Below are 23,592 nucleotides of genomic sequence, written 5' to 3'. Positions count from 1 at the left end.
CGGGAAAACTAATCCCCTTTTTAATACAGACATAAAGGAGGGTTTGCATGGCTTTTGTCATTACTGCCCCGTGTGAACAGGAAAAATCCGGAGAATGCGTAGACGTATGCCCGGTGGATTGTATAGAAGAAGGTAAAGACATGTTTTATATCGATCCGGAGATTTGTATCGACTGCGGCGCCTGCGAAGCAGTCTGCCCGGTAGAGGCGATTTATTACGAAGAGGATCTTATCGATGAAGACATGCCGTATGTGGAAAAAGCGAAAGAATTCTTCAATCAGAAATAGAAAAACGGACCGCAAATCAAAACTTAGTTTGCGGTCCGCTTTTTTTATTATTCATCCAGCTTTCTGTCTTTCCTGAAAAAAATGAGATACACTATTTCCACGAGACCGACAGTGTTTACAATCAGCAGGCTGAGAAACCATGGCAGCTGTTTGTTTCGGGCTGCATGCCAGAGTGCTATTCCCTTCCAGATAATCGACCACACGATTACGAAGAACAGCAGCGGGCTTTTAAAATTGAAACTGCCATTTTCCTTTTCCATCCTTCCTCCTCCTTTTTCCTCGCACTTCAAATCTTCAGAAGATTGTTTATGAAAAGCAGTTCCATCGAAATAAATCAGGACGGAACTGCTCTTCTCACTGATGTTATTGTAACCCATCGATCACTTCGTCACGGGAATTCTTCCAAAGTTCACCGTGCTCTTCTTTCAGGTAGTCGACGAGAATCTGCTTCGACTTTTCATCCATGTGCTCGACCAGAACTTTCCCTTTCAGCGACTTATCCAGATTATTGACGTGCTCCGGCATCGACTTATACCCGGGCTTGATCCGTCGTTCTTCCGTCGATACCTGCACTTCACAGGCACCGATGCCGTAAATATAAGGACCTTCCTGCGCCACCTGGGTCGCTACCCAGACGATCCAGTACAGATTCGGTTCCACGAGCGGTTCCTTATCCGGTTTAAAACGGACCTTTTTCTCTATTTTACTCCGGGCATGCAGGGCGTCCATATCAATGTACGCTTCTTCTTTCTGAGGGTCGACAATAACCGGGGAAATGTTATCGAGGTTGATCGTTCCCACACCGTAACTGCCATCTCCACCTGTAGAATCACCGCTCAGTATATTAAACTGGTTCTTTTTCTCCTCAGCCATAATATAACCTCCCTCATCTCGCTATGTTTCTTCCATTATATCGCAGACGGAGAGGGAACAAAAGGGAAGCTGTCTTCTGAAAAAGAAAAACAGGCGGACCCTTCGGGGAAAGGGCCGCCTGTTTTTTATTAGTTAAAAGGAGAGGGGGGATGATGATGGTCTGTCTTTATGAGTATGATTATATCTCCTCTTCTGCCTTCCTGCAAAAGCTCCTGCAACGCTTATACACCTGTATGGCCGGAGTACATTACCCGCTCCCCTTTTTTTTATACGTAAGCACATGAAATTATGAATATATGCATAATTCTATTTTATTGTTCCCGTCGCCCGGTAATTCTCTATCTCACTTTCGATGAATTTAAGCAGGTTTTTCTTCTGCTGGAGTTCTATGATCGTTCTCGTTTTTTCCCAGTAACGCAAACCTTCTTCTTCATCCCCGAGCAACAGAAGATTACGGCCGAGCTGATAGTGGAATTCCGCAAACAGAAACATATCCTCCTCGGATAAACAGAGAGCCAGTCCTTTTTCGCAATAACCTGCCGAAAGTTTGTATTCTCCGAGGTCCGAGTGCACTTTGGAGAGGTTGTAATACACTTTCCTTACAATTCTCTCTTTTTTCAGTGAAGCCATCCGCTTAAGGATACGCAAAGCTTTCTCCAGGTAATAGACAGCTTCCTTAAGCTCCCCTTCATTTCTTTTTACGATACCGATACTATTCAGGACGTTCATATCAAGTTCAGTAATCAGTAAATCGAGGTCTCCATTCGACAGACAATCCATGAAGAGAGACACCGCCCCTGCAGCGTCTTTGTGAAGGTGATAAACAGTCATCGCTTTATGCCATTTCAGGTATTTGTGGCGATGCCCTTTCTGGAGGAGGGGGTTTTTCGATTCCTGGTCCACGATCTCTTCAATAAGACTGTAGTCGCGGTCACGTCTTGCTTCCTCCAGCAATTCTTTTACTTCCTGAAAATAGTCTTCCCTTTCCTTCGAATGTTCATCAAGAAAATAATTGATATCTACGTCGAACTTTTTCGCAATCGCCCACAGCATCTGGTAGGAAGGCTCATTCAATCCCCGTTCGATTCTGCTTATTTCCGATTGGGAACAGACTTTATTAGCCAGAAAAGCCTGGGACATTCCGGTCTGTTTTCTCAGTTCACGAATCTTTTCTCCTGTATTTTCATACATACTGCCACCCCTCCTTCCTTATGCAAAAATGCATAATTTCATTAAAAAAATAAGATTGTTCCTCTAAGTACATTTATTCACGGCAGAAGACCTCATTTTTCCCTTCGGAAATAGTTTTATATTATCTACTATACCGTATTATAATTACTTTCAAAAGAGGTGGTGAATACGTGTCCAGGAAGCTTTCAGTTTTCATCTTGACGATGCTGCTGGTTTTAGGTTCTGCAAGTGCAGTGACTGCTAAAGAGACTACGTATGAAATATCAGCCAAACCTGTAATACAAGCTGATTTCCCCGATCAGCATTAACATCGATTCACCAGTAGATTTCAGCCGCTGGCTTCTCCCCGGAAGCCGGCGGTTTTTTTGCCTTCTCTCGGGTATCACACTCAAAAGAACCGATTATTTCCCGGGTAATAACGAAAAACTTATTTTCACAAATAAAAAAACCGCCTGAAAATCAGACGGATTCTTTTACTGCAATCAATTGTATGACATGACCGAGGCCCGTATGCCTTGTCCCTTCCACGCGATTCGCTTCTCCATAATAAAAATGAAGGATTTTATCGTCGCGGAACCATTCGAGCATATCTTCAGGCCGGTACATCGCTTCTGTCGTCGGAGGCCCTCCGGTTTTGTAGTTTATTTGTTCTTCCGAGTACACTTCAATAAGGATAGCGCCACCGGTTTTTACCGAGTCACGGACATTTGCCATCAGGAAAGGCTGATCTTCTTTCGGCACATGGCCGAATACCATAACCGCCCCGTCATAAATATTTTCTCCTGCCCTCTCCTTCGTAAGGTCTTTTTGAAGACCCTCTACGTAAACTTCCCGTTCGTCAGCGAGGCGCTTCATCTTCTCAATACCGACTTCGGAATTATCGTAAGCCGTTACCGGGTGCCCCTCTTCAGCTAAGAATACGGCATTCCTGCCTTCTCCTTCTGCAAAACAGCCGATGTGACCGCCTTCTTCAATATAATCATAGTGGTTTTTAATGAATTCATTCACTTCTGTACCGTAAATAAATCCACTTTCATTGAATCGTTGATCTCAATCTGTCATTTTTCATCCCTCCCGGTCTACCGTACCACTTCTCAAAACGGGAAAACGAACAATTTGATCGTCAGACTGCGTTTTCCATTTTTTCATGAAGATCCGGGCGCTTATGAAACAGTTGAAAAACAGCTGCCCAGAGGCCCGTCAGTACAAGAGAGAGGATTCCCAGTATGAGAAGTATTTCCCCCGGAGCAACGCTTCCCGTGAAATCGAACATCGCTTCCCTCATCCCTTTAATACTGTACGTCATCGGTGAAAATTCATGAAGTTTCTGGAAGATAACAGGCGAAACTTTGATTGGGAATGTACCTGCGCTCGTACCGATCTGAAATACGAGGAACAACACCGCAAGGAACCGGCCTATATTTCCGAGTGACGAAACGAGAAGAGTGATTCCCATCATAAACGTAAGGGAAGTGAGAACTGTCATACTATAAAACAGAAGTCTATCCCCTATTTCCACATGCACAAAGAAGTCGAGGACCAGCGCGGAGATAAGCGCCTGCATGATAGCCTGCATCATTACTACACTCAGTTTCCCGGTCCACCCTCTCATACCTTCACGAAGTGTATCATTCATGCTGTAAAATACGTGAAAGGCGATAGCACCGATGAAAAGACTGATACTCAAAATATAAGGAGTAAAACCTGAACCGTAGTTCTCCACTTCCGTCATCGATTCTTCGTTAATAGAGATCGGGTTTAAGAACTGGGAGGTATTCCCTTCTTCCAGGTTCAGCGACCCCGCTTCTTCGAGTGCCGAACTTTGAGCTTCTTTCAATTGACCTATCCCTTTTTCCAGTTCAGCGATGGCTTTATTCAACTCTCCGGCCTGCGCACCGGCAGCCGGCGCCTGAGCCTGCAGATTATCGGCGAGTCCGGCACTCGCTTCTTTCAGCTGAGCCAGCTTCTCCTCCATCGCTGCGAGTTTCTCCTCGTTTTGTGAGTAGCCCTCTTTCATATCATTGATAGCCGTCGTCCAGGCCTCCGTATAGGAAGACTGCAACTGATCGGATACTTCTTCTGTCACTTTTTCACTGCCGCGCCCGGCGATGATTTCACCGGTCATGCTGTAGCCCGGATTCGTTTCGTACGTAATTTCCGGTTTCTCGGGTTTCTCATCGAAAACAGTGACCGCCTTCTGTGAAAAGGATTCGGGTATCGTTACCACGAGAAAATAGTCCCCGTTCTTCAATCCCTCAGCCGCTTCTTTTCCCGATGGAAAATGCCAGTCGAATTTATCGTTGTCCCGTAAGTTTTCAACTGTATCCGCGCCTACCGCTACTTCTTCCCCTTCAAAATCGGCCGCCTCGTCCTCATTCACTACAGCAACCGGAAGTTGTTCCGTATTACCGTAAGGGTCCCACATAGAACCGACGAATACGGAAGTATAAATGATGGGTATACACTGGATAATGAAAAGTACCACCAGTATCTTTGGACTCGCTAAAATTTTCTTCCATTCTTTCTTCATTTTTCATCCTCTTCTTTCTTAAAACGTTTACTGATACGGAATAGTTTCCCGTAAAGGTCTTCCAGTTCTTCCTCGGTAAATTCACCCGCAAAGAGAGTTCTCCACCGGGTTACATTAATAGCTTCGATCCTTTCTACAACTTCGTGGCCCTTTTCTGTCACCGCCACGTATTTACTCTTATGATCCGGACCTTTTCTGTACTCGAGGTATCCCCCTTCCACCAGCTTTTTCACCTTGTTGGATACTCCGGTTTTATGCACCCCGAGAATTTCAGCTATTTCTTTCATCGTAGTTTCAGGATAGCTGTCGATCACTTTGATCAGCTGCGTCTGTTCCCTGGAAAAGTGTTTCAGCTCTTCATCCTCTTTCAGGGAGTGAGCCACCTGCTCCGAACCGTGCAGATAAATATCATAGATAGATTCGTACACCTGTCTGATAAGTTCTTCTCTCATAATTCCACCTCAATAGTATATAGGCTAAACTAATAGTCAGTTTACCCCTTAAACTATAGTAAGTCAAGAAAGAAAAGCGGAAACTTCCGGGTAGAAGCAATAAAGAAGAAACGAAAAACGACGACCGAACCTTGAATGGTCCGTTCGCCGTCACCGTTACTGTTAATAGATAAATTACTCGATTCCTTCAATTTCCCTTATGTCTTCTTCGGGCTTTTCCGATACATCTTCCCCTCCGAAGAATTCTTTGGAAAGCTCGGTCAGCGTTCCGTCTTTTCTCATTTCATTCAGTGCACCATCAATTTTATCCCGGAAAGTAAGTGCACCTTCCTCGATAACCGCGCGCTGATTGTTCGTGTGGAATTTCAAATCCGGGTGCATGGTCACATCCAGTTGGGGCAGGGATTCAAGTGCCAGCCGTTGCAAATAATAGTCGTTGATGATCACATCCGTCCGGCCTACGTCCACATCCCGCAAATAAACGTCATTCGTCACGTTTCTATACGTTTTCAGTTCAGCTCCGAATTTTTTGGCAATATCACTGTAGACGGTAGTAGCTGCTCCCCCGGCTACTTTCCCTTCAAGGTCCTCCAGGGAGTCGTAGGACTCCACATCTTCCTCCCGTACAATCATAGTTGCATAGGAATATTTATAAGGCTCACTATAGGAGTACTTATCTTTGATTTCCTTTCTCATACCGGCAGGTGCCACGTCCACTCTTCCTGATGTAAGAGAGGCGAACATACTGTCAAAATCCATCTCTTCAAATACAATTTCAAGATCCAGCCGTTTACCTACTTCTCTCATCACTTCGACGTCGTAACCGGTAAGTTCATCCGAACCCTCAGGGTAATAAGAAGCCGGATATAGCGTCCCGGGGGTCGCCACTACAATCTCCCCTGCTTCCTGAATCTCTTTCCACGTCTCTCCTTTTTCTTCCGACTTCGTTTCGGAAGACCCGCACGCTGCGAGAACTGTCGCAGCGATTGCCGCCATTAAGCCTGCTTTTACTTTTTTCACTATGTACCTTCTCCCGTCCCGGATCTTTTTACATCCGTTTCTCTCGAATAGTACATTAAAGTAAGTTTACTTATTTGTCAAAGTGAGTAAACTATTCCATATATTTTAAATTTTCCAGTACGAAAAAAGCCGCAGATACCTGCGGCTTCCCTCTTTCTATTTATTGCGATGACGTTCAAACTCGTCCATGAAGCGAATGAGAGCCTGAACCCCTTCTTGCGGCATAGCGTTGTAGATGCTCGCCCGCATCCCGCCGACAGAACGATGTCCTTTCAACGTTTCAAGGCCACGTTTTTGCGCTTCCTCCAGAAATTCAGCATCCGTTTGTGCAGAAGGACTGACAAAAGGGATATTCATGAGAGAACGACTGTCCTTCTTAACGGGAGAGGTGAAAAGGTCGGAGTTTTCTATCGTTTCATATAGAAGGTCCGCTTTCTCCCAGTTTATCTTTTCCATAGTTTTCAACCCGCCGAGATTTTCAATATACTCAAACACAAGTTTCGCCATGTAGATTGCGAACGTCGGTGGCGTATTATACAGCGACCCTGAATCGCTGTGCGTTTTATAATCGAGCATCGCCGGTACGTTCGCCTCTGCATGACCGATCAGATCGTCACGGATAATGACTACAGTAAGCCCCGCCGGTCCTATGTTTTTCTGGGCACCGGCATAGATGAGCCCGAATTTTGATACGTCCACCTCTTCAGACAGAATGTTCGAAGACATATCGGCAACGAGCGGCACGTCCCCCGTGTCAGGTATGTTCCGGAAAGCCGTTCCTTCAATCGTGTTGTTCGTAGTAATATGAACGTAGGAGGCTTCTTCATCAATCATATCTTTCGTTACTTCCGGAATGTACGTAAAGTTTTCATCTTCACTGGAGGCGATCACATTCACTTCCGAAAATTTCTCCGCTTCCTTCATGGCTTTTTTCGACCACGACCCTGTATGTACATAATCCACTTTTTTTGAAGGACCTAGCAGGTTCATCGGCACCATGGAAAACTGCTGACTCGCGCCTCCCTGAAGAAAAAGTACACGATAATTATCCGGTATCTTCATCAGGTTACGCAGCCCCTGTTCCGCCCCTTCAATGATTTCCTTGAACCAGCCGGAACGGTGGCTCAGCTCCATGACGGACATTCCCGAGTTTTTATAGTTCGTAAGTTCTTTCTGCGCCTGTTCGAGAACAGGAAGCGGAAGCATGGAAGGTCCCGCCGAAAAGTTGTAAATTCTCTCCATAACTTTCTACCTTCTCTCTAAAGAGTCTGACGATAATTGATATGAATGCATTATAAGGGATACACTTATTCATAGCAACACAAATTGACCAGGGAGGCGTTTGGCATGAGCAGAACGGAAGACATCAAAAAAAGGTACGATCGTGTGTCCGGCGTTTTCGACATGATGGACCATATGATCAAAGATAAATGGAGAAAAGATTTACTGAAAGACCTGGACGGCTCCGTCCTTGAAATAGGAGTCGGGACCGGTGCTAACCTGCCTTTTTATCCGGAGACGGCAGAAGTGACAGGAATAGACTTCAGCAGGAAAATGCTTAAAAAAGCAGAAGAAAAAACCGCTTCCCTTCCCGGTTCTATCACGCTTCGGGAGATGGATGCGGAAAACCTGGACTTTCCTGATGATTCTTTCGACTATGTCGTCTCCACCTGCGTCTTCTGTTCCGTCCCTGATCCCGTCCGCGGTCTCCGGGAGATCAACCGTGTCGTGAAACCGGAGGGTAAAGTACTGTTGCTTGAGCACATGCGGAGCGATACCGAATGGGTAGGAAAAATGATGGACGTGCTGAATCCGGTCGGCCTCCATATCGTCGGGGCTAATATCAACAGGAAAACGATGGCTAACATCCAAAAAGCCGGACTGCGTGTGGAGGAACAGGAACTCCTTTTTTCTACCATAATGAGAAAACTCGTCCTTACATCCGGGGACGGGGAGTCATAACTGTAAAAACCTCCCCGGCGCTTCATCCGACTGACGGATATCCTTCCTGCGTGGTAAAATACAAGCAAGAGACCAGAAGGAGCAATGTTATGTCACTCAACCGAGAAATCGATCAGATGCCGGATTCCCCTGAAGGCCTGGCAGACTATATTGCCGGCAAGCTCGGCTGTCCGGTCACAATTGAAGATGTGAATCACCGGATCATCTCCTACAGCAGCCATGAAACGAACGTAGATGATGCAAGAAGTGCAACGATTATGCAGAGAAAAGTGCCGGAGCACGTAGTGAACGGCCTGTGGCAGGCAGGGGTCATGGGAAACCTGTTCGAAAGCGGGGCCCCAGTCTTCGTCTCTCCTCTCCCGGCCATCGGTCTCGGTGACCGCATTGCCATATCCGTTCGGAAAAACAAAGAAGTCCTCGGCTTCATATGGGCTCAGACGAAACAGGTAAAGATGGGCGACGACGAGATAAGGCAATTAAAGGAAGCAGCCTCTCTCGCTTCGAGACACCTTCAGAAACAGCGCGACAGAAAACGTGAAAAAGAAGAAAATATCCGGAACTTTATGTACCAGCTCTTCCATGGCACTGCGGGAAGCCGTGCCGAGATTGAAAAGCAGGCACGGAAGCTCCATCTTTCTTTGGAAGGCAGCCTGTCAGTGGCTGTACTGGAGTTCGCGGAATCCATCACTCCTTCTGTAGAAAGACATGCTTCGTACCTGACCGAAACGTTCCGCCGGAAGAATATCATTTCTCATATGTTCGAAAATGATTTACTTCTCCTCCTTATCCACACACACGAGGACGAGGCTGAGAACGTGACGCAGGAGCTGTTGCGGGGCTTCAGGTACAAATTGGAAGAAAGAACCGGTGTCCCGGGCATCGACAGTACCTATGGGAAAGTATGCACAAGGCCGGAGGACATCCACATCAGCTATCGTCAGGCTCAAAAAACGCTGGAACTGAAGAACCGCTATCCCGAAGCTCTGGCCGGGGTGACAACCTTTCGGGAACTTGGAGTCTATCAGTTTATTCAGGAAATCTCCGCGCTTTATGAACAAGAGAATTATAAGAACAGCGTAATAGAAGCTATCAAAGCTTACGACCGGAGTCACAACACCAGCCTTCTGGAGACTCTCCGCTCCTTCCTTCACCACAACAGTACTCATCAGGCGGCCCGGCAGCTGCACATTCATACAAACACGCTGCTGTACCGGCTGAAAAGAATCAGGGAAATTACCGGTGTCGATCTTGAGGACACCAATCAGAAGACGAAACTGTTTATCGACCTGATCATTCAGGGGTGACGGGCGCCGTTTGTGTAATTACACAAATGAAAAGCTTCATTTTTTATTCTTTATCTAAATATTTATGCGCTTACATCAGTTATAATGAGAGATAAGAATTAAGATGGAAAGGTGGTCATTTTCTGTGATTGTCGGTATACCTAAAGAAATTAAAAACAATGAAAATCGTGTAGCTATTACACCTGCAGGAGTTCTGCATCTGAAAAAAGCAGGGCACACCGTGCTCGTCGAGAGAGAGGCAGGTCTCGGTTCAAACTTCGCTGATAAAGAGTACGAAGAGGCAGGGGCCGAAATGATCGACAGTGCTGCTGACGTATGGGCGAAATCCGAGATGGTCATGAAAGTGAAAGAACCTCTGGAATCCGAGTATAAACACTTCAGGGAAGGACTCATTCTGTTCACCTTCCTTCACCTGGCTGCTGAACCGGAGCTTACGAAAGCCCTGACCGACAGCAAAGTTACAGCCATCGCTTATGAAACGGTAGTCTCGAATGGTAACCTTCCGCTGCTTACTCCCATGAGTGAGGTAGCCGGCCGGATGGCTACACAGATCGCTTCCCAGTATTTAGAGAAATCCGATGGAGGGAAAGGCATTCTCCTCGGGGGCATCCCCGGCGTCTCAAGAGGCAACGTCGTCGTCATCGGCGGAGGGGTCGTTGGTACGAACGCCGCCAAAATCGCTATCGGTCTCGGAGCGAACGTTACGATTCTCGACCTTAACCCGGATCGTCTGCGCGAACTCGATGATCAGTTCGGCGGAGATATCCAGACGCTGATGTCGAATCCTATGAACATTTCGGAAGCCGTCAAACAGGCAGACCTGGTCATCGGTGCTGTTCTTATCCCGGGTGCCAAAGCGCCGAAACTGGTATCGGAAGACATGGTCAAATCCATGACTAAAGGTTCTGTCATCGTTGATGTAGCGATCGACCAGGGCGGGAATTTCGAGACGGTGGATCACATTACGACTCACGACGACCCTATTTATGAAAAACATGACGTCCTGCATTACGCAGTCGCAAACATCCCGGGCGCCGTCCCACGGACAGCCACTATCGGTCTTACAAACGTGACCATGCCTTACGCGGTTACGATAGCCGACAAAGGCGTCCAGAAGGCCGCCCAGGGTAATAAAGGTATCGAAGAAGGAATCAACACCATGAACGGGCACCTGACTTATGAAGCAGTGGCTAAAGCCCTCGGGTATGAGTTCACTCCTGTATCTGAAGTATTTTCGTCTTAACTGCGAACAAAAGCCCCCTGAATTTCCGGAAAACCGGAGAGTCAGGGGGCTTTTCAAGTCGTCATCTGTTCATTTGAGCCGTGTCATAATGTCCTGGATCTGTTCAAAATACCCGGATGCTTCTTTGAAATGAGAAGTGACTACCTTCGTAAATAAAAGATCGATCATGTGCAGCTGAGCCATCCTTGATGAAGTGGCCCCGCTCCGGAATGGTGCAGGAATTTCCCGGGACGCCGATATGTATAAAGGAATATCGGCGAAAGACGCGGCGGTATTGGAGCCGTACCGGGTTATGCTGATCGTCACCGCTCCTCTCCTCTTCGCCTCTTCCATGACGAGCGCCGTTTCTCTCGTTTCTCCTGAGAAAGATATGCCGACCAACACATCTGTTTCTTTAATATTTGCGATGTCCATCACCGCATTATGAACGTCGGTAAACGCCGAGGTAGCGATATTCATGCGGAGAAATTTCTGCTGGGCATCCTGGGCGATGATTCCTGACGCCCCCACACCGAAGAAATGCAGCCGGCCGGCCTTCACGACGGCTTCCCCCGCTTTTTCCAGCCCGTCAAAATCCACCAGTTCCGTCGTCTCCCGGATGGCCTGCATGTTGTTATTCGTCACTTTATCTACGATAGCATCCATCTCTTCCCCCGGCTGGATGTCACGGTACGTTGATGCCACTTCTTTCTGCAAATCGCCGGAAATCCTGAGCTTCAGTTCCTGGAGACCTTTCAGATCCAGCGATTTGCACAAACGCATCACTGCCGCTCCGCTCGTACCACTGAGTTCCCCGAGTTGAGCTGCCGTACAGTGGATCGCTTCGTGCGGATGGTCAAGAATGAATGCGGCAATCTTTTTCTCGGAAGGGGGAAGGTTTTCTTTCATTTCCGAAAGCATAACCAGCCCGCCTTTCAACGGCTGTTTCATGTTTACACCTACCCTTTGATGGCTCCTTCTGTCATTCCTTTAACAATACGGCGCTGGAAAATTGCGTACAGAATAATCACCGGTACGATGGCAATAACCAGACTCGCAAACAGCGTCCCCCAGGAGTTCGTGTACTGGGTTTCATTACTGATATAGTCGATCGCCAGAGCCAGCGTGTAGTTGTTTTCCGACTGTAAGAAGATGAGAGCCATAAAATACTCATTCCAGAACTGTATCATATTCATAATCGTAACTGTAATGATACCGGTCATGGAAAGAGGGGTGATAATTTTCCATAAAATTTTATAAGGACTCATTCCGTCTATGGCAGCAGCCTCTTCCAGAGATTTCGGAATCGTAGCCATAAAGCTCGTCAGTACGAAAATGCTGAAAGGAAGCTGACTGACAGCGTAAACGATAGCAAGACCGAAAATATTATCGAGCAGATTCAGCTGCATAAGCAGGAAGAACAAAGGAATCCAGCCGAGCACCATCGGAATCATCATGGCGGAAATATAAAGAGTGAACAGTAAACGGTTCCCGCGGAATCTGAGCCTTTCCAGGGCGTAAGCGGTAGGAATTGCCATAACAAGCGTTAATAAAGCACCGAGCCCCGTAACGATAAGACTGTTGAATACACTGATATCGATGTTGTAATTGGACCAGGCGTCGATAAAGTTTCCGAAACTGAATGAATCCGGCAGCCCCCAGGGGTTTGCATAGATTTCCGCGTTCGATTTGAAAGCACCGAGAATCATCCAGAGGATCGGATACAAAACTGCCAGAGACCATAAAACAAGAGGAATTCTGACACCGATTTTCGTCCAAAATCCCTGTTTCCGTTTCACTTCGTCATCCCTCCTCTTAATATTCCACTTTCTCACGTCTCATGAAATACTGCATGATGAGTACGGTGATCAGAGAAAGCACTAAAATCATGACGCCTATCGTCGCGCCGTAGCCGAAATTATATTTTACGAAAGCTTCTTCATACAGATACGATCCCATGACGTGTGTAGCGTTGTTGGGTCCTCCCTTGGTCATGACCTGTACGATGATGAAGGAACCGTTCAGCGTCGTAATGATGATATAAAGGATGGAGATTTTGATCTGCGGCCAGACGAGCGGAAGCGTAATCTTCCAGAACTGCTGCCAGCCGTTGGCCCCGTCTATTTCGGCGGCTTCATAGTAACTTTTCGAGATGTTCGAAATACCTCCCATCAGCATGAGCATGAACAACCCGATCCCTGCCCATACAGACGGAAGCACGAGACTCGGCAAAGCCCAGTCTTCGTCCCCGAGCCACGCTTTCGTCCACTCTCCGAGACCTAAAAACTCCAGCCCGGAGTTCACGAGTCCGAGACTCGGGTTATAAATGAACATCCACAGTATCCCGATAACAACGACGGACATAATATTCGGGAAAAAGAACACAATCCGGTAGAACGGTGCTTCTTTTATCCTCATCTGCGTCAAAGCTACAGCAAAAAACGTGGCAAGTATCATAATACCGATAATTTTAGTGATGACGAGAAAATAGTCATGCCAGATCGTCGCCGGAATAATTTCGTCACTGAAAAGTTTCCGGTAATTGTCGAAGCCCGTAAATTCCGCCAATGAAGAAGATCCCGACCATTGAAAGAAAGAGTAGTAAAGACCGTTGAACAGAGGATACAAGGTAAATAATGCAAACATGAGAAACGTAGGTACGAGGCAAAAAGCCAGAAACAGGTACCGTTGTTTTTTTGACTGGACCATACTTTCCCCCTCTTTTCGTATAATCCGGGCAGACCGGTGAATTTTTGAAAAGAAAATACAGAGGTGCAGGTTCACACCTCCGTATCCACTCTTATTCCAGAGATTTGCGGTATTCTTTGGAAGCCTGTTCTGCTTCTTCCACGAATTCTTCCGCCGTAATATTCCCAAGCATTAGGGAGACCAGGGAGTTACTGATCGGCGTTTCAAGATCGGCACTCATCGGATGAGGTTTCTGATAGATTTGTACCTTATCCGGGTCGTTGATCATTTCGTTCGCCTGGATGAGGAATTCCGGTACATCGTCGGACTCCGTCAAATCGACACCCTGCAGGTTCATCAGTGCTCCGGTGTGTTCGGAGAAAGAAGTGGCATACTCTTTCGTATAAACGAACTCCACAAACGCTTTAGCCGCTTCAGGGTTCTCGGCTTTTTCCGCAATAGCCAAAGGACGAAGGTCCGGAACAATCGCGTAAGGTTCGCCTTCCTTCTGCATCGGAGACGGGATGAATCCGTATTTCACGTCCTCCGGCTTATCTTTCGCCATTTCGTTCGGCAGCCAGAAGCCGACCGGGATAAAAGCATTGTCATGATTCAGGAAATTCATCTGGGACTGGGTGTGGTTCAGGGCTCCAAAGTCCGGATCGATGTATCCTTCCTTCTGCATTTCTTCAATATTTTTGATGACTTCCATCACTTCATCACTGCTCCATGCCCCTTCCTTACCCTGAATCGTCTGCGTCAGCAGTTCGTCGCCGCCACGGGCTCCGAAAGCAGGATACATCATACCTCTCAGGAAGTAGTAAGGGTGTTGTCCTGTAGTAACAAATGGTGCGATATCCTCTTCGTCTTTAATCGTTCCCATCGTCTCCATAAAGTCCGGGAAGTTTTCAGGTGCTTCCCATCCTTTTTCTTCAAACCAGGCGCTGTCATACCATGTGCCCCATGTGTCGAACACCAGCGGCAGACTGTAAACTTCTCCGTCGTACTTCGCAGGTTCCACGATGAAACTGTCTTTCAGAGGCGTGCCGTCTTCAAGTTCAATCCCATCAAGAAAACTGCTCAGATTCATCAGCTGACCGTCTTCCACCATCTGGGTTTCGCTCGATCCCGCGCCATCAATGTAAACGACATCGGGCGGATCCTCCGAGACCCAGCGCGATCGCATCTCTTCGTTGATGTTAGGGCCTGCGTGTTCCTTGATGGAAACGTCCGGATACTCTTCCTGGAAGTCGGCGATTACTTCCTTCCACCAGGAATCTCCGTATCCCCCGACAAAATACTGGATTTCAAGTTCCCCGGAAATCTCTCCGTCTCCCCCGCTTTCAGAGCTGTCCCCACTACCGGACGAATCTTTTTCGGAACTGTTTTCTTCCCCGCCGGACCCGGGTGCACAACCGGCGACAATCATTAAGACGAGAAGCAGTAACGCAGCAAATGTGTACTTCCAGCTTTTTTTCAACACAAATCCCCCTTGAATAATATTTATTTGAAGCCCTGAGGCTTACAAATCAATGTGAAATAAAACTCTCGGCTCTTCTGAGGTAGCCGTCACAGGCATCGAGAATTTCTTTCGCTTTTTCATAGGAGAGATCCGCCTTCTTCATCATAATCGCTGTTTTCACTTCGTAGTTGGCATTCTTAAGCAGAAGGGAGGCTTCCTCCTCACCTGTATCTGTAACCGTTTTCAAAATACTTTCCGCTCTTCTGCGGAGCTTGTAGTTACTTGCGTGAACATCCACCATAAGGTTCTCGTAAACTTTCCCGAGCTGTATCATAACGGAAGTGCTGATCATATTCAGGATCATCTTATGAGAGGTGGCTGCTTTCAGTCTCGTAGACCCTGTAAGAACTTCCGGACCGACGATGACTTCGATGGCTGTATCGGCGTACGTGCTTATAAGAGCCTCCGGATTGCAGGAGAGAGCCACCGTATACGCTCCCGCATCTCCCGCTCTTTTCAGCGTCCCTACCGGATATGGAGTCCTTCCACTTGCCGTAATTCCGATTACGACATCCCGATCATCGGGTGAGGCTGCGTCCAGATCCCGGTACCCTGCCTCTTCCTCATCCTCCGCATTCTCTTTCGCCTGTTCGAAAGCTTCTCCTCCTCCGGCCATAATGGCCTGTATCTGCTCCGGAGAGGTCATGAACGTAGGAGGACATTCGGAAGCATCCATAAAACCGACGCGTCCGCTCGTTCCTGCCCCTGCATAAAACAGCCTCCCGCCTTTTTTCAAGCTCTCCACCGTCTTCTCCACTACTTCTGCAACTTCAGGGAGCACGCGCGCCACCGCTTCTGCCACCCTGGCATCTTCCCGGTTCATTATTTCAAGCATGCCCATAGTCGATTCCATATCAATGGACATACTGTCCGGGTTCCTGCTTTCTGTAACCAGGGATTGAAGTCTGTCTTCTCCCATCAGCACCCTCTCCTCTCTGTAAGTTTCGCCGCGCCGGAAGACGGGGACGAATATATTTGCCGGATAACGCCCAGCCCTTTGGTTTCAATATAGTTCCTGAATGTTTCCTGCATAAAAGAAGAATTATTGAAAATTGCTCCTGCAGTAAAGACAGGAAGCTCCCCGTCCTCCCTTCTCATCTTGTGATGCAGACTTTCGATATGGAGCACCAGTTCCTGCACAGCCTGCTCCAGTATATCCCGGACTTCCGGTAAATGTTCATGTTCAATCAGCGGCCGGGCGAGAGCAGCTATCTCCTTCTTCTGATCTTCCGCCTGGTAAAAGTGTCCGACCAGCTGCTCCGCATGCATAAGGCCGAGCTCCCTGAGAATAATACCCGGCAGGGAGGAAGGAGCTGCACGTCCGTCTCTTTCTTTAGTGATGCGACGCAGTGCCTGCCTGCCAATGTCGAAACCGCTACCTTCATCTCCGAAAAGATGACCCCAGCCGCCGCTTTTGAAGAACGTCCCCTCTTCCACAGCTACAGCATTGGACCCCGTCCCCGAGATGATCAGCATACCGCTCGACATGTCGGGATGCAGAGCTCCCTGAAGTGCCGCTTTACTGTCCGAAAACACATCGATTTTTAAATTTTCTGACATATCAAGTTTAAAAAAAAGCGACCGCAACCGTGCCGTCAATTCTTCCTGTTCCTGAAATCGTCCCGCTCCTGCTATTCCGGCTCCCACCGCTATGACAGAGTCCGGAGGTATATGGAATTTCTTCATACCATCATCAATGAGTGCAGCAATTCTTTCGGCACTCGTGTCGTACCCGGAAGCTCTCGGATTCGAACCGGGGCCGAACAGCACATTATCTGTTTCATGAAGACTGTCTCTCCGGTAAAAAGCGACTTCCGTCTTAGTACCTCCTCCATCAACACCAACGATGTAGTCCATTCAACCCCCACCTTTTTTATTACTAAGATTATAATACTATTAAAATTTTATGTCAAATTAATTAAGATATTTTTGAAATTGCATTTCACAAACTGTAAAAATCTGCTGACTTATGTATAATCGGAGAAAAAGAGGAGGCGTTTTCATGAAACATGAAGTGCTGTCGCATCTGAAGGAATTTTTGAGCGAAGAACAGATCAGTACGAACGAAACGATACGTAGTCACCATAGTAAAGACGAGTCCTATCACACTCCTGCTTTACCTGAAGTCGTCCTCTTCCCGCGTTCCAGCCGGGAGATCAGTCATATTTTGAAACTGGCAAATGAAAATGGAATCCCGGTCACACCGTTCGGACTCGGCTCCGGCCTCGAAGGTCACGTCGTACCTGTACAGGGAGGATTCTCCATCGATTTTTCGGAGATGGATGAAATTCTTGAAATCCGGGAACAGGACCTTCTCGTCCGCGTCCAGCCGGGCGTCACCCGCTCGACGCTTGATAAAGCACTGAAGAAACATGGTCTTTTCTTTCCGGTGGATCCGGGGGCGGACGCTACAATCGGCGGAATGACGGCTACCAATGCGAGCGGTACTACGTCCGTCAAGTACGGGGTGATGAAAGACCAGATCCGCAACCTGGAAGTCGTGACTCCGGACGGAGAGATCATCCATACCGGGAGCCTGGCCCAGAAATCTTCCTCCGGCTATAATCTCAACGACCTTTACACAGGGTCCGAAGGTACGCTCGGATGCATCAGTGAAATAACGCTGAAAGTATATGGAATCCCCGAACATATTACGGCCGCCCGCGCCACTTTCAAAGAGATGACGGAAGCGGTGAATGCCGTAACTTCCATTGTTCAGACCGGTGTTCCCGTGGCCCGTATGGAAATCGTGGATGAAAGTTCCATACGTCAGGTGAACGACTGGATAGAAACGGATTATGAAGTGAACCCTACTCTCTTCCTTGAGTTTCATGGAAATGAAGCGGGACTGAATCAGGACGTGGCATTTGCGAAGGAGATTCTTTCGGACCACGGATGCACGTCCGTAACGTTCGAGAAAGACACCCGGGGACGCATGAAACTGTGGGAAGGCAGGCACAACCTTGCGTATACGTACACCCACGCTTATCCGGGACGTTCCATGATGGTGACGGATGTTTGTGTTCCTATTTCTTCCCTTGCCGAAGCCATCGTATTCGGCCGGGAAGAGCTCGACCGACAGGGACTTCCGGGAGGGCTTGTCGGACATGCCGGAGATGGCAATTACCACGCGTTCGTCATGATCAACAAAAATGATGAGAACGAGATGCACAAAGCGGAACAGTTCAATGAAGCTATCGTTGAACACGCTCTGGCCCGGGGCGGCACCTGTACGGGCGAGCACGGCGTCGGAATCGGGAAGAAGAAGTACCTGGAAGCCGAACACGGAGCGTCTCTTTCCATTATGAAGTCGATCAAAAAAGCCCTTGATCCGAACAACATCATGAACCCCGGCAAATTCATCGATATCGGATAAGAGCGTTTATACTAAAAAAAATCACCTTCTAACGATTACATTATTCCCGCATTGACAAAGTAATTTAAACGTTATAACATGAAGTTAATTTCACATGAAGTTAACTTCATGTTTTTTTATTATATAATTTACAGAAGAGGATGTTTCCGGATTGAAGAATCATATCAAATACTTTCGCAAAGAAAAGAATATGACTCAGCAACAGTTAGCTGATAAAGTATCAGTTTCCTCGAGAACGATTATTTCTCTGGAAAAAGGAAAATATAATCCCTCTGTACTTTTAGCTTATAAAATTGCAAAGATTTTCGATATCAGTATTGAAGAACTATTTACTTTCGAAGAGGAGGAGTAAAGATTATGAACAGAAAAATCTTTAAATTAATTACTGCTGTAACTTTGGCATGTACCGGGGTTTTCATATTTGTGATGAGCAGCATTAACGATTGGCCTTTTGGAATCGGGGGGTTAGGTATAGCACTGACAGGGATATCAATTCAGACTTACATAGAACATAGAAAGGACAAAGTAACAGAAAAAGGGGAAAAACGAAGTGACATCGAGGTCCATGATGAACGTAACGTGTGGGTTAATGCGAAATCAGGGGAAACAATGAATTCAATTATGGATTTCCTGACTTTGATCGCCTTTATTCTATCGATTTATCTTGATGTATCACTAACGGCACAGGTACTTATCTTTTCATTACTATTATTCAGGATACTGATAAGTCCTGTAGTTAAGAAAGTTTACCAGAATCAGTTATGACCATCTAAAGATTCAGAGTCTTACAAGAAGAACGCTTGCAGGTATTGCAGTTACACATAGCCTACTAAATTCGTTGTAGCCATAGAGGAGCTATTCAGTAATTTTCAAAGGAATTCAACTATCCTTCTCCGGGATGAAAACGACATAGAAAGGATGAGAAAAATTGGTTCATGTATTAAAAAGAGAGTTCATTGAATCTTTCAGAAGTGTTCGATCTGCCTTAATTATACTGTTCTTAACACTGGTCGCTTATTATTCCTCCAGATTTTTTCAAAACAACCAAGTATTGATCAACCAGTTTTTAAGTGGTGAAAATACTGTAAGCATTGAAGATGTTTATGCCACAGCTATCTCGTTTATTATAATGGCCTTTGGCTCATTATTTGTGTTCTCCATTTCTCACGACATAGTTAATAGTGAAACTGAATCCAGAACTATCCGATTGCTTGTAACTAAAATATCCAGAGGTCAGATATTACTCGGGAAATTATTAGGGGTGATTTTATTCTGGTGGGCTGTAATAACTATCAGCTACATAGTTATTTTTGCTATTTCAGGTTCATGGTCCATCAATTTTTATACGCAGACGCTAGTTTTACTCTTTTATTTCATCAGTTTCACAATGCTAATCTCAACAATAATCTCTAAAACGAAACTATCGATGTTTTTTGGTATCATGCTTGGTATTGCTTTACCAGTTTTGAACGTAGCAGCAATAGAAATTGATAAGTGGTATCTAATTCCCGCAAAATACCTCCTCCCATTTTATTATAATGATCAATTAGCTATGTCATTCGTGCCACTGATTATCGGAACAGCCTTTTTCATACTATCTGTTTTTATCATAAAGAGGAGAGATTTATAAATGGAGAATATTGTCCAAGTAGAAAATTTAAAAAAAGAATACAGTAACACAGCTGTATTAAAAGGCATTAACCTGACAGTTAATAAAGGAGAAGTTTTCGGGTTTGTTGGTCATAATGGGGCAGGTAAGTCAACGTTGATTCACATCTTAACAGGCATTGTTAATAAGACATCCGGATCATTTACGATTTTCGATACACCGGATAACGAACTTAATACCGTCAAAAGAAAAATGGGGGTCATGCCGGATATCACTAACCTGTATCATCATATGAAAGGGTATAATTTTTTAAAATATATGGGGGAACTTACAGAAGATAAGCGTTCCAAAGCGGGGTATACTGAACTTCTAAAAAAAGTCGGTTTAGAGGGAGCAGAAGACCAAAAGATTAAATCGTACTCTTTTGGTATGAAAAAGAAAATCAGCATAGCCCAAGCCCTGCTTGGTGATCCGGAACTAATTATTCTTGATGAGCCGACTTCAGGGCTGGATCCGGAATCAGCTATTTATATTCGTAACTTAATAAGCGAGTTGCAAAAAAGCGGGAAAACCATTTTTTTGACTTCCCACAACCTTGATGAAATTGAGAGGATCAGTGACAGGGTCGGGATTTTGAGCAATGGTGTCATTAAAAAGTTTGGAACTCCAGAGGAATTAAAGAAAGTCGAAGAAGGAAGTAATATAGGCTTTTCGGTTCGAACAATACCACTACTCACGACTGAAAAAATCGAGGAACTTAGAGCTCTCTACCAATTGAATATCATTTTCGGAGAAGGGAGACAGACCAGTAGCCGATTAATTGTCAAATCCGAAGAGGACATTCCAAAAATAACTAAAGCTATAGTCGATTCGGGCCTATCCTTGTATGAGGTGAAAATTGACGAGAAATCTTTAGAAGATGTTTTCATGAATGCATAAACAAAAAATCCTGGGGAGCTTCTCTTATGGTGCTCACAACCGCCGGAATACTATTCTCTATTGTCTTAATGTTTATCTAAAAAAGAGCCCTGCAAGGGGCTTTTTTTCTGCCTGAAATCTATTAAAGTGATTTCATTCTTACGATGTAAAAAATTGTGCTACGATGGACGCTGGGAGGAATGAATGATGAGTATCCACTGGTTTAAAATAATCATAGCCGGCCTGTTTGAAATAGGATGGGTCATCGGGCTGAAACATGCCGACAGCGTCCTCGAATGGACAGGTACCGTTATCGCTATAGTTGTAAGCTTCTATTATCTGATCATGGCCGGACAGAAACTTCCTGCCGGAACCGCATATGCCGTTTTCGTAGGAATCGGTACGGTAGGGACCGTACTCTCCGGAATGCTGCTTTTCGGAGAGGCGGCAAGTGTGGGGAAAGTGCTGATGATCGCCCTTCTTCTCACAGGTATAATCGGTCTTAAAATGGTGACACCGGAGGAGGAGGCATAATGGCGTGGGTTTACTTAATCATCGCAGGACTCGGAGAAATGTTCGGGGTTCTGATGATCAACAAATTTCACTCTGAACGTTCAGTCGCATCCCTTCTTCTGCTCGCTTCAGGGTTCACAGCCAGCTTTCTGTTTCTGGCTATTTCCATGGAAACACTGCCGATGGGGCTTGCCTACGCCGTATGGACAGGCATAGGGGCAGCAGGTGGCGCACTGTTCGGAATGATTTTATACGGGGAACCGAAAGACGGCAAACGCATCTTTTTTCTATCACTCATCATCGCTGCCGTCATCGGATTGAAGTTAGTCTCCCCCTGATATTATCCGGAATGAACGTACGTGCCGGCCATATAATCGTGTATGGCCCGGCGCTGCTTCGTTGCGATTACCATCACAAAACTCACGAGAGTGGACACTCCGAAAGTGATGACACTGAGCAGCACCTTCCCGACAAAATCCCGGATGAACATATCAAAAAGCGTCACGTCATTCCCGTTAAGTTTTTTGACACGTATATCCATCAGACGTTTTGCAACGGTGTACCCGGCCCAGACAGCGGGCAGGATTGTAAGGTACGAGGCATCCAGCAGTATATAGGCATAGCTGCTCGAAACTTCTGATGTAAGTTCCCCGGTGATCAGAAAGTATAAAAAGACAGCTATCATATTAATAATGAAGCTATCTGCGAGAAAGGCTGCCAGTCTTTTTCCAAAACCGGCTTTAGGTGTATCCGTCTGCATAACAAATCCCTCTTCTTTAAAATATTCGTTCCTCTTTGAAAACTGTTTTCTTTCGGGCAAGGACTCAAATTTCCAGAGTCATGTGCTGTTCGTCGTAATATTCCCGGTTCATCTTCAAAGCGTTCTTCTCCACGCCCCACGTCTCAAAACCGGCATTTTCATAAAGCCGGATGGCGGAATCGTTGTTCGTCACCACGGAAAGGTTAATCTTTTCAATATATCCTTCCTCTTTCGCTTTTTCGATCGTCTTCTGAAGCAGTTGACTCCCTACTCCTTTATTGCGGACGACGGGGGAGACGTACACTCCTATAAGGTGGGCAACATGCCTCAACTTGCTCGTGTCCTGCACGACGAGCGTCATCATTCCTACAATTTCCTCATCCCAGATTGCTCCGAATGTGAAACTGTCCGCATCGGCGAGACGTTTGGACACTTCGCGGACCGGATCTTCTTTCGACATAGCCTCTTCATAACTCGTAGCGAATGCTTCCGGATTATTCCTTAACGCCTCGAGCCTCAAATCCCAATACATGTTCGCATCGTCCGGTTGCAACAGTCGTATCTCCATTACCTATCCCTCGCATCTATAAGTTCAAATTCTTCACAGACGACGGCTGTGTCTTCCGTAAATTCTTTACCCAGTTCCTCCATAAGCGGGCGGAAAAACTTCTCGTGCGCGTTCCACCAGTATGTATAGGAACGATCTCCTTCCCCTTCTCTGAAGGCGAACGATTCCGGCACCTCATTCATCGGCATGATTGTCACCTTATTCGTTCGGATGATCGCCGCCGGCTCTTCGTTTGAATCAAGCACAATACTATATTCTCCTTCTTCCGGGAGAGGATCGTTTTCTGCGACGTATTCCTCGTAGAGAGAACACGTGGCTGTCTTGATTCCGCGGACTACGAGCCCGGCTAATTCGTCTTCGTCTGTGCCGAACGACCAGGCCGAAACGTTTTCCGGTGCCTGCACACCTTTCCAGTAATCTTTCCAGTAGTGCCATGCTTTTTCATTCATTCCGTTCTCCTCCTCTAATCACCGGGCCCTCCAGGTCCGTGGACGCCACTCCCGGAGTTACGATAAGCATCATTCTGTGCTTCCTCTGCTGCTTTGGAGCGGCTCTGATGTTTCACGTTCTCTTTATTCCTGTGCATGCGTTTATGCTTTCCGGTAAGACGATCGACCAGCCTCGCCATGAAAAAAGGCAGGGATAAAAAAGCGACAATGATAAGGATACCATAAAGTGTAGACACAAACGCAGCCTCCCGTTCCATGATATATATTCTTCTTACCCTGTACGAATAGAAAGAAATAATGTTTCATCATCTCCCCTCTTTCCTTATAATGAAAAGAAAAAAGGAGAGA

General features: G+C 46.4%; 29 protein-coding genes. 11 read left to right on the top strand and 18 right to left on the bottom strand.

What is annotated here, in order from left to right:
- Positions 1-47: 47 nt before the first annotated feature.
- Positions 48-287, top strand: a complete 240-nt coding sequence (locus tag CKW00_RS00955; protein WP_093106826.1) for an indolepyruvate ferredoxin oxidoreductase subunit alpha — start codon at positions 48-50, stop codon at positions 285-287.
- A gap of 47 nt (positions 288-334) precedes the next feature.
- Here CKW00_RS00955 and CKW00_RS00950 read toward each other — a convergent pair whose 3' ends face one another.
- The 8 genes from CKW00_RS00950 to serC form a co-directional block, all read right to left on the bottom strand.
- A complete protein-coding gene (locus CKW00_RS00950; protein WP_095821051.1) occupies positions 335-547 on the bottom strand; it encodes a DUF5652 family protein in 213 nt (70 codons plus the stop codon).
- 103 nt (positions 548-650) lie between these two features.
- Positions 651-1,160 (bottom strand): YwhD family protein, encoded by a 510-nt coding sequence (locus CKW00_RS00945; protein WP_095820967.1) that lies wholly within the window; start codon positions 1,158-1,160, stop codon positions 651-653.
- A 306-nt stretch (positions 1,161-1,466) separates the two neighbouring features.
- On the bottom strand, positions 1,467-2,351 hold the full coding sequence (locus CKW00_RS00940) for a helix-turn-helix domain-containing protein (protein ID WP_095820966.1): 885 nt from the start codon (positions 2,349-2,351) through the stop codon (positions 1,467-1,469).
- Between the two features lie 459 nt (positions 2,352-2,810).
- Complete coding sequence (locus CKW00_RS00935; RefSeq protein ID WP_233129686.1) at positions 2,811-3,359, bottom strand: class I SAM-dependent methyltransferase; 549 nt, start codon at positions 3,357-3,359, stop codon at positions 2,811-2,813.
- Between the two features lie 115 nt (positions 3,360-3,474).
- Positions 3,475-4,881 (bottom strand): YhgE/Pip domain-containing protein, encoded by a 1,407-nt coding sequence (locus CKW00_RS00930; RefSeq protein ID WP_095820965.1) that lies wholly within the window; start codon positions 4,879-4,881, stop codon positions 3,475-3,477.
- The gene (locus CKW00_RS00925; protein WP_095820964.1) at positions 4,878-5,333 is read right to left on the bottom strand and encodes a MarR family winged helix-turn-helix transcriptional regulator; all 456 of its coding nucleotides are present in this window, start codon (positions 5,331-5,333) and stop codon (positions 4,878-4,880) included. Before CKW00_RS00925 ends, CKW00_RS00930 begins: the two co-directional genes overlap by 4 nt.
- A 174-nt stretch (positions 5,334-5,507) precedes the next feature.
- Positions 5,508-6,353: a transporter substrate-binding domain-containing protein gene (locus CKW00_RS00920; RefSeq protein ID WP_095820963.1), complete on the bottom strand. Its 846-nt coding sequence runs from the start codon at positions 6,351-6,353 to the stop codon at positions 5,508-5,510.
- Between the two features lie 156 nt (positions 6,354-6,509).
- Entirely contained in the window at positions 6,510-7,595 is a 1,086-nt protein-coding gene (gene serC, locus CKW00_RS00915; protein ID WP_095820962.1) for a 3-phosphoserine/phosphohydroxythreonine transaminase, read from the bottom strand.
- 105 nt (positions 7,596-7,700) lie between these two features.
- Between serC and CKW00_RS00910 the strand changes: the two genes are divergently transcribed.
- The 3 genes from CKW00_RS00910 (at position 7,701) to ald (ending at position 10,862) form a co-directional block, all read left to right on the top strand.
- Entirely contained in the window at positions 7,701-8,315 is a 615-nt protein-coding gene (locus CKW00_RS00910; protein WP_095820961.1) for a class I SAM-dependent methyltransferase, read from the top strand.
- Positions 8,316-8,404: 89 nt separating this feature from the next.
- The gene (locus CKW00_RS00905; RefSeq protein ID WP_233129685.1) at positions 8,405-9,619 is read left to right on the top strand and encodes a PucR family transcriptional regulator; all 1,215 of its coding nucleotides are present in this window, start codon (positions 8,405-8,407) and stop codon (positions 9,617-9,619) included.
- Positions 9,620-9,743: 124 nt separating this feature from the next.
- Positions 9,744-10,862 carry an alanine dehydrogenase gene (ald, locus tag CKW00_RS00900; RefSeq protein WP_095820959.1) on the top strand — a complete coding sequence of 373 codons (1,119 nt, stop codon included), beginning with the start codon at positions 9,744-9,746 and terminating at the stop codon, positions 10,860-10,862.
- 69 nt (positions 10,863-10,931) lie between these two features.
- Here ald and CKW00_RS00895 read toward each other — a convergent pair whose 3' ends face one another.
- From CKW00_RS00895 to CKW00_RS00870, 6 genes are all read right to left on the bottom strand, one after another.
- Entirely contained in the window at positions 10,932-11,792 is an 861-nt protein-coding gene (locus CKW00_RS00895; RefSeq protein ID WP_095820958.1) for a MurR/RpiR family transcriptional regulator, read from the bottom strand.
- An 8-nt stretch (positions 11,793-11,800) separates the two neighbouring features.
- Positions 11,801-12,640: a carbohydrate ABC transporter permease gene (locus CKW00_RS00890; RefSeq protein ID WP_008589103.1), complete on the bottom strand. Its 840-nt coding sequence runs from the start codon at positions 12,638-12,640 to the stop codon at positions 11,801-11,803.
- A 16-nt stretch (positions 12,641-12,656) separates the two neighbouring features.
- Positions 12,657-13,550: a carbohydrate ABC transporter permease gene (locus CKW00_RS00885; RefSeq protein WP_095820957.1), complete on the bottom strand. Its 894-nt coding sequence runs from the start codon at positions 13,548-13,550 to the stop codon at positions 12,657-12,659.
- Positions 13,551-13,641: 91 nt separating this feature from the next.
- A complete protein-coding gene (locus CKW00_RS00880) occupies positions 13,642-15,009 on the bottom strand; it encodes an extracellular solute-binding protein (RefSeq protein ID WP_408640526.1) in 1,368 nt (455 codons plus the stop codon).
- 49 nt (positions 15,010-15,058) lie between these two features.
- Positions 15,059-15,970, bottom strand: a complete 912-nt coding sequence (gene murQ, locus CKW00_RS00875; protein ID WP_095820956.1) for an N-acetylmuramic acid 6-phosphate etherase — start codon at positions 15,968-15,970, stop codon at positions 15,059-15,061.
- Positions 15,970-16,908 (bottom strand): N-acetylglucosamine kinase, encoded by a 939-nt coding sequence (locus CKW00_RS00870; RefSeq protein WP_095820955.1) that lies wholly within the window; start codon positions 16,906-16,908, stop codon positions 15,970-15,972. The genes murQ and CKW00_RS00870 overlap by 1 nt, the downstream gene beginning before the upstream one ends.
- 145 nt (positions 16,909-17,053) lie before the next feature.
- On the opposite strand from CKW00_RS00870, the gene CKW00_RS00865 reads away from it, so the two are divergent.
- The 7 genes from CKW00_RS00865 to CKW00_RS00835 all read left to right on the top strand — a co-directional run bounded on the left by CKW00_RS00865 (position 17,054) and on the right by CKW00_RS00835 (position 21,805).
- Positions 17,054-18,427, top strand: coding sequence for an FAD-binding oxidoreductase (locus CKW00_RS00865; RefSeq protein ID WP_095820954.1), 1,374 nt, complete (start codon positions 17,054-17,056; stop codon positions 18,425-18,427).
- A 151-nt stretch (positions 18,428-18,578) separates the two neighbouring features.
- The gene (locus CKW00_RS00860; RefSeq protein WP_095820953.1) at positions 18,579-18,779 is read left to right on the top strand and encodes a helix-turn-helix transcriptional regulator; all 201 of its coding nucleotides are present in this window, start codon (positions 18,579-18,581) and stop codon (positions 18,777-18,779) included.
- Positions 18,780-18,784: 5 nt separating this feature from the next.
- The gene (locus CKW00_RS00855; protein ID WP_095820952.1) at positions 18,785-19,192 is read left to right on the top strand and encodes a hypothetical protein; all 408 of its coding nucleotides are present in this window, start codon (positions 18,785-18,787) and stop codon (positions 19,190-19,192) included.
- 163 nt (positions 19,193-19,355) lie between these two features.
- Positions 19,356-20,057, top strand: coding sequence for an ABC transporter permease (locus tag CKW00_RS00850; RefSeq protein ID WP_095820951.1), 702 nt, complete (start codon positions 19,356-19,358; stop codon positions 20,055-20,057).
- A complete protein-coding gene (locus CKW00_RS00845) occupies positions 20,058-20,975 on the top strand; it encodes an ABC transporter ATP-binding protein (protein WP_095820950.1) in 918 nt (305 codons plus the stop codon).
- Positions 20,976-21,161: 186 nt separating this feature from the next.
- Positions 21,162-21,488, top strand: a complete 327-nt coding sequence (locus CKW00_RS00840; protein ID WP_095820949.1) for a DMT family transporter — start codon at positions 21,162-21,164, stop codon at positions 21,486-21,488.
- Positions 21,488-21,805, top strand: coding sequence for a DMT family transporter (locus CKW00_RS00835; RefSeq protein ID WP_095820948.1), 318 nt, complete (start codon positions 21,488-21,490; stop codon positions 21,803-21,805). The genes CKW00_RS00840 and CKW00_RS00835 overlap by 1 nt, the downstream gene beginning before the upstream one ends.
- A 2-nt stretch (positions 21,806-21,807) precedes the next feature.
- Here the strand turns inward: CKW00_RS00835 and CKW00_RS00830 are convergent, their stop codons facing one another.
- The 4 genes from CKW00_RS00830 to CKW00_RS00815 form a co-directional block, all read right to left on the bottom strand.
- Positions 21,808-22,227 carry an RDD family protein gene (locus tag CKW00_RS00830; protein WP_095820947.1) on the bottom strand — a complete coding sequence of 140 codons (420 nt, stop codon included), beginning with the start codon at positions 22,225-22,227 and terminating at the stop codon, positions 21,808-21,810.
- Between the two features lie 64 nt (positions 22,228-22,291).
- Positions 22,292-22,795: a GNAT family N-acetyltransferase gene (locus CKW00_RS00825; protein WP_233129684.1), complete on the bottom strand. Its 504-nt coding sequence runs from the start codon at positions 22,793-22,795 to the stop codon at positions 22,292-22,294.
- Positions 22,795-23,244 (bottom strand): ASCH domain-containing protein, encoded by a 450-nt coding sequence (locus CKW00_RS00820; RefSeq protein ID WP_095820945.1) that lies wholly within the window; start codon positions 23,242-23,244, stop codon positions 22,795-22,797. The genes CKW00_RS00825 and CKW00_RS00820 overlap by 1 nt, the downstream gene beginning before the upstream one ends.
- A gap of 14 nt (positions 23,245-23,258) precedes the next feature.
- On the bottom strand, positions 23,259-23,480 hold the full coding sequence (locus tag CKW00_RS00815) for a hypothetical protein (RefSeq protein WP_143544212.1): 222 nt from the start codon (positions 23,478-23,480) through the stop codon (positions 23,259-23,261).
- Between the last annotated feature and the right edge of the window lie 112 nt (positions 23,481-23,592).

It is taken from the genome of Salimicrobium humidisoli, assembly GCF_002295105.1.
GTDB lineage: Bacteria > Bacillota > Bacilli > Bacillales > Halobacillaceae > Salimicrobium > Salimicrobium humidisoli.
Note: the sequence above shows the minus strand (reverse complement) of the source record. Positions and strands in the feature narration are given on the sequence as shown.